The following is a 13,329-nucleotide window of genomic DNA, read 5'->3' as shown; positions in this document are numbered from 1 at the left end:
AATCAGCGGTTCAGGTCGTAGACGCCGGTGATGTCGATCCGGATCGTCAGCTCGCCGGCGGCGACCGGGGTGGAGCCGCCCGAATCCATGGCCATGGCGCGGGCGTACATCGGGGCCGGTTGCGGACCGCCGTAGCCGCCGCCTTCGGTCAGCGAGCGGATGCCGCCCAGCGGGGTGTTCAGCGCCTGCGAGTACAGGGCCGCCTTGGCCTGCAGGTTGCGAACCGCGATCTGGCGCGCCTGGTTCTCGGCCGCCGACGGATCCTTCAGGCCGAAGCTGATGCCGTTGATCTGGTTGACGCCGGCCGCGACCACGGCGTCGGCGGTCGCGCCGACCTTGGTCAGGTCGTTGATGACCACGGTCACCTGGTTCGACGCCTGGTAGCCGCGCAGCTTCGGCGGCTCGTTCTGGACGTAGTCGTACTGGGCCGACAAGTTCAGGCCCGAGGTCTGGATGTCACGCTCGGCGATCCCGGCGCGGCGCAGGGCGGCCATCACCTGGTTCATCCGCGTGGCGTTCTGGCTCATGGCCTCGGCGGCGGTCGCGGCCTCGGTCACCACGGCGAAATTGATGTTCGCCACGTCCGGCGTGGCCTTGACCTCGCCATAGGCCGACAGATTCAGCGACGGGCGCTCGGTAACGGCCTGGATGGTCAACGGGGCGCCTCCTTGCGGCTGGGACTGGGCGTGGGCGGACGGGGCGGCGACCGTCAGGGCGACCGCGGCCATCAGGGCGCCGCCGATCATCAGGGCGCGGTTGGAGACTGCGGGCAGCACGGCGGAGGCGGGGCGGATCATCGGGGGAAACTCCATGAGAGACGATGTTGTCGTTGCGAACACCGTCGTCGGCGTCCGTGTTCCAACCATGACTGTATACGCCTGAACGGGCCGCTTGGCTCCGCTGGCAGGAACCGTTCATCTGCGTGACAACGCCGTCAGGTCGAAGGCGGCGGCGAGGCGCCCTGTCCCGTCTCTTGGCAACGCGCCGCCCCACCTGCTAGGCCGTGGCTCCTCCGCTCCGGGGGCCCGTAGCTCAATGGTTAGAGCCGACCGCTCATAACGGTCTGGTTGCAGGTTCGAGTCCTGCCGGGCCTACTGGGGGCTGTATCCACGGAGAATCAGCCCATGGCCCTCGATCTCGGCGACGTCCGCTACGTGAAACGCATCACGGTCGCAGGGGGCGACGCGGACAGAACGCCCTCCGACGGCGGGACCTCCGAGGCGATGGCCCTCCTCAACCGCTGTCTCAACGACGCCCCGCGCGGCGTCATCATCGCCATCGAGAAGTCGGTGCAGGTCCTGACCGTCGGCGAGCAGCCGGTCGCCCATGAGTCCGTCGCCTATCACATCGGCTTCCCGCGCAAGCCCGTCTGGCTGACCGAGTGAAGGGGGAGGACCGGCGAATGACCGACAACAGAGTTCAATTCAGCGGCCTGCCCATGGGCGACCTCATCGGCGGCCCCCTGGTCGCGGCGTGCGAAGCCAACGTCCGGCTGGCCAACGCCACCGCCGATTTCATCAGGTCGATCGGGTTCGGCGCGAGCCCCGGCGGACCAGCCGCCGGCCCGGGTCCGACGGGCCAGTTCCACTTCACCGGCCCGCCCGGAACCGATCCGCTCACCCTCCCGATAGGTCCCGGGATCGGCGCCCGCGGCCCCGACGCGCCTGTCCCGCCCTTCACCCCGGCGCCGGAAGAGCCGAAGGACTAGGGGACGATCGCCCGCGGCCGGGCCGCGCCCCCGTAGCTCAATGGTTAGAGCCGACCGCTCATAACGGTCTGGTTGCAGGTTCGAGTCCTGCCGGGCCTGCTCGGCGCCGATCTGGGCGCGAGAGCGATAGCCACCGCCAGAAGGCCGCCACAGATCAGGGTCCCCTGCAAAATCTGGGAGAACAGCCGCTCGGCCGAAAGCCCGCCCAGAAGGCTGATGGCGACACTGAATCCGACGGTCAGGACCAAAACCGTTGCGAACCACAATACGGCCTCCCCCCATCTGGTTTGTGGCCGCGCCCACCAGCCAGCGTATAGCCGGAGCAGTACCTGAGTGAGCGTCAGCACGGTTGCCGCCACGGCGGCGCAGCGCGCCGCGTAGCGAATGACCCGCCCGACTTCACCGGCGTCTAGCGGCCACCACCACGGCGCTTCCGCCAGGCACGTCAGGCAAAACATCGCGAGAAACCACCCGACCCATGACTTCAGGAGGGTCGCCGGATCAGGGCTCGGAAATCGCCCACGGATCACTGCGACAGACAACACCGACAGGACCAGTCCGGTCAGCAGGGGCGGCGTCAACATATAGAGATAGGCGGGTAACGGCGCCGTCAGGAACTCGAAGGGAAAGACATCGAGCCGGCCAGAGCCCACATACGGCAGGATATCGACCTGGGCGCCGACCACCATAAGCCCCAGCAACAGCAGTATGGCGCCGGCGCCTTTCCCGACGAAACGCAGAGCGTGGCGACCACGATCGGCCTCAACCTTTTCCGCGTCCATCAGATTTCCCTGCAGCACGACCCGATCAGAACAGGGTAGCCCCTGGGCCGGGAAGCGCCAGCCTCCCTAGCGCCCCCACCCGCCGCCGCCCCGGCTCCAGCGGTCCTCGCCGCGGTAGCGGTTGTCCTGCACGTAACGGCCGTCGCGGTCGTACCAGCCTTCACCGTCCTGATAGTCGTCGTAGCCGTCCAGCTGGTAGCCGTCGTCGGCGTAGGCGACGCCCAGCAGGCCGTCTTCCTGGCTCCACCAGTCGCGCGGATAGGAGCCGCGCGCGCACTCCCAACCGTCGCCCGGGCGCCAGTAGGGCTCATACCGGCCGCGATAGCGGTCGCGGAACTGCGGGCGGCAGGCGTATTGCGACCACACCCGGTTGCCGCTGGCCTGCACATTGGCGCGGGGCTCGCGATAGATGACCTCGCGCATGCCGGCGAAGGCGTTGTTGACGATCACCGCATTGCCCGCCGCGGCGGCGACGCCGACCGTGGTGGCGCGCACCCGGCTGTCGGCCAGGCGCAGCTCGCCGCTGTACAGCACCACGCCCTTGTCCGAGCGGCAGACGCGGCTGTTCTTGATGTCGACCGAGGCGCCCTCGACCACCACGCCCTCGACGAAGCCGCAGACGGCGGTGTTGTCGATCTCAACCCGGCCGTAGTCGCGGCCGGCGCGCACGACCACGCCGATCGAGCGCGGGCCGAAGGCGTTGGGGGCGTTGGTCCCCTTCAGCGTGGTGGCGGTCAGGCGCGAGGCCGGTCCGGCGGCGGGGGTGATCTCGATGCCCGACTGGGCGCCCGACACCACCGTCTCCCAGGTGTTCAGCACCGCGCCGTCCGAGACGATGGCCGGCGCGATGGTCTGAGCCTCGATCACGGCGTTGCGGATGTCCAGCAGGCCGCCGTCGGCGTAGATCGCCGCCTCGTCGCCCGCGTGGCGGAAGCCGACGCGGTTCATGACGATCTCCGCGCCGTAGCCGACGATGCAGGCGGCGTCGCCGGCGCGGGGCGAGGCGAACACCATGTCGCGGATCTCGACGCGCACGCCCTGGGCGACGGTCATGCAGGGCAGGCCGTCCGGCGCCTGCAGCGTCGGCTCGGACTGGCGGGCCCAGTCGCGCGGATCGAAGCCGCCCTCGCCGATGATGGTCATCGGCTTGTCGATGTTCAGCCAGCCGACGCAGGCGCCGGCCCGGGCGCGGATCACCAGCGTCCCGCCGGGGCGAACCCGGCGCACCGCGTCCTCGACGGCGCCCGTGCCCGGATTGCCGCCGCAGTCGACCAGCACGATCTCCTCCCCGCCCGGCCGCAGCGGCGGCAGGCCGGGACGCCAGTCGGGCCGGTGACGGCGATAGTCGTAGCGGTTGCGGTCGCGCCGCTGGCTGTATGACCGGGTCGGCGGGTCCAGCAGGACGCCGAAATTCGGACGCGTCTGGCTCTCGACCTTGGCCGCCACCTGGGCGTGGGTCGGCGGCGCGCCCAGGGCGAAGGCCGCGACGGCGGCGGCGATCGCCGCCGCTCCGCCCAGAAGGCTCAAGGATGTGCGGGTCGTCATGGGTTCACGCCCTCCTTAGCGGCGCTGCGAACGGGAAACCTGCGCCAGCACGGCCTGCAGGCGGCCCGCCGACGGGCCGAAGCCCGACAGGGCCGAGTCGATACGGAAGGCCACGGCCTGGGCCTTGTCCTGGTCGGCCACGCCCGAGACGCCGAGCGCGAAGTAGCTGGACATGGCGAACTTGGCCTCGGGGCTGCCCTGGCGCGCCGCCTCCTCGAACCATTTGAAAGCGCGAGCGTAGTCGGCCGGCAGGCCGATGCCCTCGGCGTACATCACCGCCAGCACCAGCTGCGCCTCGGACGAGCCGTTCACCGCGGCCATCTGGATCGCGCGCACGCGCTCCAGATAGGACAGGCGTCCCTCCATCGGGTGGCCCAGCATGGCCTCCAGCGTCTCGATCTGGCGCTTGGACAGGTCCTCGGGCCGCTGCGCGGCCGTGTCGGTCACGCCGAGGTAGCGCAGGGCGCGGCCCACGTGGATGAAGGGCAGCTCGCCCGCCATCCGGCCCAGCGCATATTCATAGGCGTCGCCGCGCGGACGGCTTTCGTCCGAGAAGGGCACGCCCGACTGCGGCGCGGTGTTGGGATAGAATTCGAATGGCGGCGTCCACTGGCGCGCCTTCACCTCGACGAAGCGCTGGTACTGGGCGCGGCTCGGCGCCGAGCGCTCGAAGTCGCGCATCAGCACATAGGCGCCCACGTCGCCGGTCTGCACCGCCAGATAATTGTACAGATAGGCGTCCACGTCGTTGCGCTGGAACAGGCTGACCGCCGCCGGATAGCCCCGGCGGTCGCGCTCGCGGCCCCGGCCGCGATCCTGCGCCCCCCGACCCCAGGCCTCGCGCGCCTCGCGGTTGTCCTCGGGTTCGCCGAACGGGCCGTACAGGCTGTCGTGCAGACGGGCCAGGGTGCGGAAGCCCTCGGCGTCCTGGGTCGACAGGATGTAGATGACGCGATCGCGCACCGCCCCCTGCTCGTCCAGGGTCATCGCCCCCAGCTGCCGGTCCAGCTTGCGATAGGCCTCATGCCGCTCGAAGGCGCGGCAGTCGTCATAGCGCGACAGCGGGCGCCAGCCGCCCCAGCCGCCGCGGTTGACCCGGTTGATCGGGGCGTAGCCCTCGTCGTTGGCCAGGGCCATCGCCAGCCAGGTCGCGCTCTCGATCGGGTCTTCGATGTTCTTGTCGGTCGCGCGCACGGCCGAATAGCGCGCGCCCAGCTCAAGCTGGGCGAAGAAGTCGTTCTGGAAGGCGGCGCGGCGCAGGGCGCGCAGGCCGGTTTCCTGGGCGTTGAATTCGGACCCGGTCATCGAGGCGGGACGCGGGCAGCTGTTGGATGCGGCGTTGTCGGCGCCCTGCCAGAAACGGACGCCGTTTCCGCGGTCGCCGCACGACGCCATGGCCAGGGCCGTCAGCCCCAGCAGGCCCGCGACGGCCACCACGGCGATCGGGCCGCGAGAGGCGCCGAAACGCGAGCGTCTTCCGTGATCGCGTTCGCCGTCCGCCATAACCCCTCGCACACCCATGACCGGCGCCACCGCCCCCGGGTCGTTAACCATTGCGGGACTTCGACAGTCCGATCCAGTTAACAACCTGTCAAGGTTAACGCCGTTTCGCGACAAAGCGTTGCCGCATCACGGCCATTTTGCGTCCTTTCAGGAGTTGTCCACGGGAATCAGCGGCTTGCGAACTCGCCCGTCAGGCGAAAAACCCCGGTCTCGCTTCCCGTTCGCCGTCGACCTATATGCGACCGACGCCCGCCGGAGCCCTGCCCCCATGTCCTACGTCGCCCGCGACGATCGCCCCGCCGACAAGGCCGCCCGCTATGCCGAGGTCGAGGCCGAAATCCTCGCCGTCCTGGACGGAGAGCCGAACCGGACCGCGCGCATGGCCACGGTCTCGTCCATGCTGGCCGACGCCTTCCCCGTCTTCTTCTGGACCGGCTTCTACGTCGTCGACGAAGCGAAGACCGAAGAGCTGGTGGTCGGCCCCTACCAGGGCACGCTCGGCTGTCTGCGAATCGCCTTCGGCCGCGGCGTCTGCGGCGCGGCCGCCGCGACCGGGACCACCCAGATCGTCGAGGATGTCCACGCCTTCCCCGGCCACATCGCCTGCGACGCCCGTTCGGCCAGCGAGATCGTCGTCCCGGTCTTCGACGCCTCGGGCGCCCTGATCGCCGTCTTCGACGTGGACGCGACCGAAACGTCCGCTTTTGACGCAGTGGACGCCTATGCTCTTGAAGGACTGATGGCCAAGGTGTTCGGCTAGGTCGGACGGGCGTCCAAACAGTCCGGACTTTCTACCCGGATAATTACTTCGGGTTTCGTTGTTTTCGTAGCGTTTTTCCGCATTCCATCCGAACGCATCGGACGGTTCGGACGGTGTTTTTCCAAGTCCCGTTTCGCACTGTTCGCACTGTTCGCACCCTGTTTTTCTTCTCGCCGGAGTTCCCCATGTCTGATCGCGTCATCGCCGTCACCGGAGGCCACGGGGTCCTCGGCCGCGCCGTCGTCGAGGCCGCCCTGGCCGACGGCCTGAAGGTCGCCGTCATTGACCACGCCTCGGGTCACGCGGTTCCAGACGGCGTGCTGGAGCTGGGCGGGGTCGACCTCACCGATCCGGCGTCCGCCAAGGCGGCCGTCGACGCGGCCGCCGCGCATTTCGGCCGGCTGGACGCCCTGCTCAACGTCGCCGGCGGCTTCGTCTGGCAGACCACCGACGACGCCGCTCCCGCCTGGGACAAGATGTTCGCCCTGAACCTGTCGACCGCGCTGAACGCCAGCCGCGCCGCCCTGCCCCACCTGAAGGCCTCGCCCGAGGGCCGCATCGTCAACGTCGGGGCCAACGGCGCGCTCAAGGCCGCCGCCGGCATGGGCGCCTACGCCGCCTCCAAGTCCGGGGTCCACCGCCTGACCGAAAGCCTAGCCGAGGAGCTCAAGTCGACCTCGGTGACGGTCAACGCCGTCCTGCCGTCGATCCTCGACACCGAGCAGAACCGCAAGGACATGCCCGACGCCGATCCGTCGAAATGGGTCCAGCCCTCGGACCTCGCCCGCGTCATCCTCTTCCTCGCCTCCCCAGAGGGCCGCGCGGTGACGGGGGCGCTGGTGCCGGTCACAGGCAGGGTTTAAATCTTAACGAGGCGTTTGCATCAAAGCACGCCTACCGTGTAATACGCCTACCGGGCAGGGGGAAAAGATGGCTGACAATACCAACTTTGTTGTTCAAGAGACTGCGGAGTCCGGCGCTCTTAATGTGCCGGTCTTTCGTGGCAGTGGATTTCAGGTCAGCTCGAGCGGGACGGAGTCAATTCTGACTCTATTGTCGCTGGTCCCTGGGGTTAACGACGGCGAGTTCGGCGCGGGAGCAATGCCTGTGGCGGCGGTCAGCTTAAGCCATCACTCACTTAAAGAGCTAAACGCCCTGTTGTCCGATCAGGTTACCTTGCTTGAGAAAACCCACGGAGAACTCCGCACTCCCTGGCTTGACGAACGCAAAGCGTGACAGCTCCCAAACGACCCATTCGGTTTGTAGAAATCTCTCCTGCAGGTAGCATCCTGCCGGGAGCGATTGTGCTCTATGAGCAGACATGGTCTCAACATATAGCACCGCGCCACAGCGACGTGCCCCTTCACGAGATACACACAACTATCACCGATCCTTGTGAAATCTGCGCAAGCAAGACCACCTCCGGAACCGTTGTGATGGTCAACACTCGAGCGACCAACGTTCATGGCGATCAACTCCGTGTCCCGGTGAAGCCACGGGCTGATGGAACCAATGTGGTCACATCTGCCTATTACGGCACTGCGCCTCATGGGACAGTCATTTGGAAACGCGGCGATGCCTGAGCGCCACGTTGATGCCAGTTACGACGATATTGCTGACGTGATGTATGTCACGATCGGTCAAGCGCGGCCCAATCGCTATGAGGAGGACGAGCACGGCTTAGTGTGGCGTTTCGATCTGCATGGCACGGTTTTTGGCGTAGCCATCTTTGATTTCGATATGGCTTGGAAGCGGCCACATCGATCTCTTTCTGAAGAGATCGCGAGGCGATTGAAAATGAACGCTACCGAGATAGACCGCCTACTGAACGAGCAAGCTCGATAGCCGCACTTCGGTGCCTCTTGGCAACGATTTTAGGCCGTCATCGACCATGACCCGCTCCGTCCTCTTCCTCCCCGCCAGCAATCCCCGTGCGGTCGAGAAGGCCCGCACGCTGGACTGCGACGTCGCCATCCTCGACCTCGAGGACGCCGTCGCGCCGGAGGCCAAGGTCGAGGCCCGCGCCGCCGCCGTCGAGGCCGTCCTCTCCGGCGGCTTCGGCCCTCGCCTCGGGGTCCGCGTCAACGGCCTGGACACCGAATGGGGCGCCGGGGACCTGAAGGCCCTGGCCGGGACCGGCGTCGGCCTGATCATCGCCCCCAAGGTCGAAGACGCCGTCGGCGCCCGCGCCCTGACCACCGCCCTCCCTTCCGGCGCAGTCCTCTGGGCCATGATCGAGACCCCGCGCGCCCTGATGCAGCTGGACGCCATCGCTGGGGTCGAGCGGCTGGAGGCCTTGATGCTTGGCGTCAATGACCTGGCCAAGGGCCTGCGCACCGGCCCGTCCCCGGACCGCGAACCGCTCAAGCCCTGGCTGGCCGCCACGGTCGCCGCCGCCCGCGCCCATGGCCTGCTGGCCATCGACGGCGTCTACAACGCCTTCACCGACGCCGAAGGCTTCGCCGCCGAATGCGCGCAGGGCCGCCTGTACGGCTTTGACGGCAAGAGCCTGATCCACCCCTCGCAGATCGCCCCCGCCAACGCCGCCTTCTCGCCATCCGAGACCGAGATCGCCTGGGCCCGCGCCGTCGCCGCCGCCTTCGCCTCGCCGGATTCACGGGGCAAGGGGGCGATCCGGGTCGATGGCCAGATGGTCGAACGGCTGCATCTTTCCGTCGCCGAACGTGTTCTCGCCCACCTCGACCGGCGAACCTGACAGGCCTATCTAGTCAGTCCAGAAACAGAACGGGCGCGCCCCTCACGTAGCGAGGCGTCGCCCGCCGAGCGTTAGGGACGCTTTAGAGAGAAACATGACTCAAGCCGTCATCGCCGCCACCGGGCTGTTCACGCCCGACCAGTCCATCTCCAACGAAGAACTGGTGGCCGCCTACAACGCCTACGCCGAGCGCTTCAACGCCCGCCACAGCGCCGAGATCGCCGAGGGCGATGTCGCGGCCCTGACCCCGTCGTCGGTCGAGTTCATCGAAAAGGCCTCGGGCATCAAGTCGCGCTTCGTCCTGGACAAGGCCGGGGTGCTGGACCCCGAGCGCATGGCTCCGAACATCCCCGAACGCTCCAACGAGGAGTTGTCGGTGCTGGCCGAGATGGCGGTGAAGGCGGCTCAAGAAGCTATCGCCGCCTGGGGCAAGCCGGTGTCCGAGATCGGCGCCGTCCTGTGCGCCGCGTCCAACATGCAGCGCGCCTATCCGGCCATGGCCATCGAGGTCCAGCAGGCCCTGGGCATCGACGGCTTCGCCTTCGATATGAACGTCGCCTGTTCCTCGGCCACCTTCGGCATCAAAACGGCCGCGGACTTCATCGCCTCCGGCTCGGTCAAGGCCGTGCTGATGGTCAACCCCGAGGTCTGCTCGGCCCACCTGAACTTCAAAGACCGCGACAGCCACTTCATCTTCGGCGACGTCGCCACCGCCGTGATCATCGAGGCCGAGGATCAGGCGGCTCCGGGCGGCTGGGAGATCCTCGGCACGCGCCTGAAGACGACCTTCTCGAACAACATCCGCAACAATTTCGGCTTCCTGAACAACGCCGCTCCGGAAGGCATCGGCGCGCCGGACAAGCTGTTCGTCCAGCAAGGACGAAAAGTCTTCAAGGACGTCGTGCCCATGGTCTCGGACATGATCGTCGACCACGCCGCCGAGCTGGGCGTCGACCCCACGGGGCTGAAGCGGATGTGGCTGCACCAGGCCAACATCAACATGAACCAGTTCATCGGCCGCAAGGTCCTGGGCCGCGAGCCCGAGGCGGACGAGAACGTCATCATCCTGGACGAATACGCCAACACCTCCTCGGCCGGTTCGATCATCGCCTTCCATCTGCACCAGGATGGTTTCACGCCCGGCGACACCGGCCTGATCTGCAGCTTCGGCGCGGGCTATTCGGCGGGCACGGTCTTCGTCCGCAAGCGGAGTTAAGATTCAATCGTCCCCAGAAATGCGGAGCCAGTGAAAGCTTCAGCCCAGAGATTTCTACAGATGCTTGATCTGTCTTTGCCCGCGGCAAATACCCTCTTTGGCGTGGCAAATGTGCTGACCATTGTTGGCGCACTGTTAGCCTTCGCTGGTGCTCTCGGGTTGTTCTGGACCGGCTCAGTCCGTGATCGCTACGCCGACCAAAAATCAAAACAGTTCGAAGCAAGCACCGCAACGGCTGTCGCAGAAGCTGCCAGAGCAAATGAGAGCAACACGAAGCTCAAACTGGAACTCGAACGAGAGCGAGCGGAGCGATTACGGCTTGAGGCAAAGGTTGCGCCAAGAACGATCTCGGCCGATCAGCACGATCAACTTGTCTCTCAACTCCGCGCGACTGGCTGGCGAAAAGTGGTGATCATTTGGCACGGCACCGGCGAACCCGAGGCCTACGCTCGAGATTTGGGTCGCGCGTTTGACGCCGCGAACATTGAGACACAGATTCATACTATAGGTCCGTTTCTCCCTAGCGCATGGGGGTTGTCTCTTGTGGAGTCCGAGCCAAAAGCCGTGACCCAAACACTGCATACAATCTTGGCGGAAGCCGGGATCACATCTGAAGTCTACGGCACCAATGACACTCTCGGGGTAGCCGACTATCCGCGGATTATCGTTGGTAGTCGGGACGATACCTAGGCATCGGCCAATGCCGCCGCTGACCGCCCCAACCCGCCAACTGCGACTTATTCGCATCACGCCCCGACTTCGTCTCTCTCGCGATTGATTGTGAGAGTCGTTCGCAGTAATTGCCCGCCAACTCATCAAGCGGGACCATTATGCGCACTCTCCTCCTCTCCGCCGGGCTCGCCGCCCTGACCGTCGCCGCCGCTCCCGCCGCCATGGCCCAGAGCGCCACGACGCAGGAGGCGACCCAGCTGGCGCCGGCCACCGTGATCGCCACCCGCACCGAGACGCGGACCGACGAAGTGCCCGCTACCGTCACGGTCATCACCGACCGGCAGATCGAGGCCATGCTGGCCACCGACATCAAGGACCTGATCCGCTTCGAGCCGGGCGTCAGCGTCGTCACCACCCCCGCCCGCTTCGGCGCCGCCTCGGGCACCTCGGGCCGGGCCGGCAACGAGGGCTTCACCATCCGTGGCGTCGGCGGCGACCGCGTCCTGATGATCCTGGACGGCGTCCGGGTGCCCGACAGCTATGTCTTCGGCGCCCAGAGCGTCGGCCGCGGCGACTACTCCGACCTCGACCTGATGAAGTCGGTCGAGATCCTGCGCGGCCCCGCCTCGGCCCTGTACGGTTCTGACGGCGTCGCCGGCGCGGTCAGCTTCGTCACCCGCGACCCCGTCGACCTGTTGCGCAACGGCGAGGACTTCGGCGCCCGCGCCCGGGTCGGTTACAACTCCGCCGACGAAGGCCTGACCAAGTCCGCCACCATCGCCGGCCGCGCCGGCGCCTGGTCGGCGATGCTGTCCTGGACCGGCCGCGACAGCTCGGAAACCGAGACCCAGGGCCACATCACCGGCGAAGCCGTCCAGCCCGACGGCCGGATCATCTATTCCAACCGCACCATCGCCAACCCGCAGGAGATCACCTCGGACAGCTGGCTGGCCAAGCTGGTGTGGGATTTCGCGCCCGGTCAGAGCCTGCGCTTCACCTATGACAACTACCGGATGGACGCCGACGCCCAGGTTCTGAGCGGCCGGACCACCGTCCCGGCTCCGCCCGCGACCCTGCCGGCCACCGGCGTGGTCAACCTGACCTCCGCCGACACCACTGAGCGCGAGCGCTTCGGCCTCGACTGGCGCTTCACCGACGCGCTCGGCCTCAATCGCGGTCAGGTCTCGATCTACCAGCAGACCGCCACCACCCGGCAGTTCACCTTCGAGGACCGCGTCGGCGTCGACCGCACCCGCGACAACACCTTCGACAACGAGGTCTTCGGCGTCTTCGCCAACGCCAGCCGGGCCTTCGGCGCCCACACCGTCACCATCGGCGGCGACTGGTCCGAAACCACCCAGGAAGGCGTCCGCGGCGGCACCGTCCCGACCCCGCCCGAAACCTTCCCGGTCAGCGCCTTCCCCAAGACCGACTACACCCTGGCCGGCCTGTTCGTGCAGGACGAGATCCGCCTGCTGGACGGCGCCCTGCGCATCATCCCCGCCCTGCGCTGGGATTCCTATGAGCTGAAGACGGCCAACGACCCGCTATTCCCCGGGACTCGCGCCGATCAGGACGGCGACCACGTCTCGCCCAAGCTGGGCGTCGTCTGGTGGGCCCAGCCCACCTTCGGCGTGTTCGCCAACTGGGGTGAAGGCTTCAAGGCCCCGACCCCGAGCCAGGTGAACAACTACTTCACCAACGTGAACCAAGGCTACCGCTCGCTCTCCAACCCCAACCTCGCCCCGGAGACCAGCCGCAGCATCGAACTGGGCCTGCGGGTGCGCGACGTGAACCTGCTCGGCGGCCGCCTGTCCGGCCAGCTGGTCGGCTTCAAGTCCGAGTACGAGGACTTCATCAGCCGCGTCCAGCTGAGCGGCCAGTTCGGCAACCCCGCCAACCCGGCCGTCTTCCAGTTCGTCAACTACTCGGATGTCGAGATCAACGGCGCTGAGGCCAAGGCCGACATCTTCTGGGACAACGGCGTCAGCGCCCGCTTCGCCGCCGCCTATGCCGACGGCGAGATCACCGATGCGCTGGGCACGCGCGCGCTGGAGACCATCGACCCGGTCAAGGTCGTGTTCGGTCTGGGCTACGACGATCCGGCCGGCCGCTTCGGCGGGCAGGCCATCGTCACCTGGTCGGACGCCAAGGATGCGGCGGACACCAACAACCTGACCTGCTTCAACGCCAATCCGGCCCTCGGCTGCGCGGTGGGCAAGGACTTCGCCCTGCTGGACCTGACCGCCTACTGGAACGTCAACGACCAGGTCACGGCCCGCGCCGGCCTCTTCAACGTCCTGGACGAGAAGTACAGCTGGTGGAGCGACGTGCGCGGCGTGAGCGCATCCTCGACGATCCTGGACGCCTACACCCAGCCGGGGCGCAACTTCGGTCTCTCGCTGGCCTTGCGATACTGAGGCGAGA

14 protein-coding genes and 1 tRNA gene are annotated in these 13,329 nt (G+C 67.2%); 11 read left to right on the top strand and 4 right to left on the bottom strand.

Features of this window, described 5'->3' with window-relative positions:
- Positions 1-2: 2 nt before the first annotated feature.
- Complete coding sequence (locus AC1RRF_RS15585) at positions 3-797, bottom strand: SIMPL domain-containing protein (RefSeq protein WP_492836141.1); 795 nt, start codon at positions 795-797, stop codon at positions 3-5.
- Between the two features lie 224 nt (positions 798-1,021).
- Between AC1RRF_RS15585 and AC1RRF_RS15580 the strand changes: the two genes are divergently transcribed.
- From AC1RRF_RS15580 to AC1RRF_RS15570, 3 genes are all read left to right on the top strand, one after another.
- Positions 1,022-1,094 (top strand) — tRNA-Ile (locus AC1RRF_RS15580).
- Between the two features lie 30 nt (positions 1,095-1,124).
- Positions 1,125-1,385 (top strand): hypothetical protein, encoded by a 261-nt coding sequence (locus AC1RRF_RS15575; RefSeq protein WP_492836139.1) that lies wholly within the window; start codon positions 1,125-1,127, stop codon positions 1,383-1,385.
- A 17-nt stretch (positions 1,386-1,402) separates the two neighbouring features.
- Positions 1,403-1,708, top strand: a complete 306-nt coding sequence (locus tag AC1RRF_RS15570; protein WP_492836137.1) for a DUF2589 domain-containing protein — start codon at positions 1,403-1,405, stop codon at positions 1,706-1,708.
- A gap of 44 nt (positions 1,709-1,752) precedes the next feature.
- Here AC1RRF_RS15570 and AC1RRF_RS15565 read toward each other — a convergent pair whose 3' ends face one another.
- The 3 genes from AC1RRF_RS15565 to AC1RRF_RS15555 form a co-directional block, all read right to left on the bottom strand.
- On the bottom strand, positions 1,753-2,490 hold the full coding sequence (locus AC1RRF_RS15565; protein WP_492836135.1) for a hypothetical protein: 738 nt from the start codon (positions 2,488-2,490) through the stop codon (positions 1,753-1,755).
- 66 nt (positions 2,491-2,556) lie between these two features.
- The gene (locus AC1RRF_RS15560; protein WP_492836133.1) at positions 2,557-4,035 is read right to left on the bottom strand and encodes a hypothetical protein; all 1,479 of its coding nucleotides are present in this window, start codon (positions 4,033-4,035) and stop codon (positions 2,557-2,559) included.
- A 15-nt stretch (positions 4,036-4,050) separates the two neighbouring features.
- Complete coding sequence (locus AC1RRF_RS15555; protein ID WP_492836131.1) at positions 4,051-5,538, bottom strand: tetratricopeptide repeat protein; 1,488 nt, start codon at positions 5,536-5,538, stop codon at positions 4,051-4,053.
- A 268-nt stretch (positions 5,539-5,806) separates the two neighbouring features.
- Between AC1RRF_RS15555 and AC1RRF_RS15550 the strand changes: the two genes are divergently transcribed.
- From AC1RRF_RS15550 to AC1RRF_RS15515, 8 genes are all read left to right on the top strand, one after another.
- Positions 5,807-6,298, top strand: a complete 492-nt coding sequence (locus AC1RRF_RS15550) for a GAF domain-containing protein (protein WP_492836129.1) — start codon at positions 5,807-5,809, stop codon at positions 6,296-6,298.
- 185 nt (positions 6,299-6,483) lie between these two features.
- Positions 6,484-7,161 (top strand): SDR family NAD(P)-dependent oxidoreductase, encoded by a 678-nt coding sequence (locus AC1RRF_RS15545; RefSeq protein WP_492836128.1) that lies wholly within the window; start codon positions 6,484-6,486, stop codon positions 7,159-7,161.
- Positions 7,162-7,228: 67 nt separating this feature from the next.
- A complete protein-coding gene (locus AC1RRF_RS15540; RefSeq protein WP_492836127.1) occupies positions 7,229-7,534 on the top strand; it encodes a hypothetical protein in 306 nt (101 codons plus the stop codon).
- Positions 7,535-7,873: 339 nt separating this feature from the next.
- A complete protein-coding gene (locus AC1RRF_RS15535; RefSeq protein ID WP_492836126.1) occupies positions 7,874-8,143 on the top strand; it encodes a hypothetical protein in 270 nt (89 codons plus the stop codon).
- Between the two features lie 46 nt (positions 8,144-8,189).
- On the top strand, positions 8,190-9,014 hold the full coding sequence (locus AC1RRF_RS15530) for an HpcH/HpaI aldolase/citrate lyase family protein (RefSeq protein ID WP_492836125.1): 825 nt from the start codon (positions 8,190-8,192) through the stop codon (positions 9,012-9,014).
- A gap of 94 nt (positions 9,015-9,108) precedes the next feature.
- Positions 9,109-10,230, top strand: a complete 1,122-nt coding sequence (locus tag AC1RRF_RS15525) for a beta-ketoacyl-ACP synthase III (RefSeq protein WP_492836124.1) — start codon at positions 9,109-9,111, stop codon at positions 10,228-10,230.
- A gap of 60 nt (positions 10,231-10,290) precedes the next feature.
- Positions 10,291-10,920, top strand: a complete 630-nt coding sequence (locus tag AC1RRF_RS15520) for a hypothetical protein (RefSeq protein WP_492836123.1) — start codon at positions 10,291-10,293, stop codon at positions 10,918-10,920.
- A gap of 140 nt (positions 10,921-11,060) precedes the next feature.
- Positions 11,061-13,322 carry a TonB-dependent hemoglobin/transferrin/lactoferrin family receptor gene (locus AC1RRF_RS15515; protein WP_492836122.1) on the top strand — a complete coding sequence of 754 codons (2,262 nt, stop codon included), beginning with the start codon at positions 11,061-11,063 and terminating at the stop codon, positions 13,320-13,322.
- Positions 13,323-13,329: the final 7 nt, after the last annotated feature.

Source organism: Brevundimonas sp. GW821-FHT12C05 (assembly GCF_058807475.1).
Note: the sequence above shows the minus strand (reverse complement) of the source record. Positions and strands in the feature narration are given on the sequence as shown.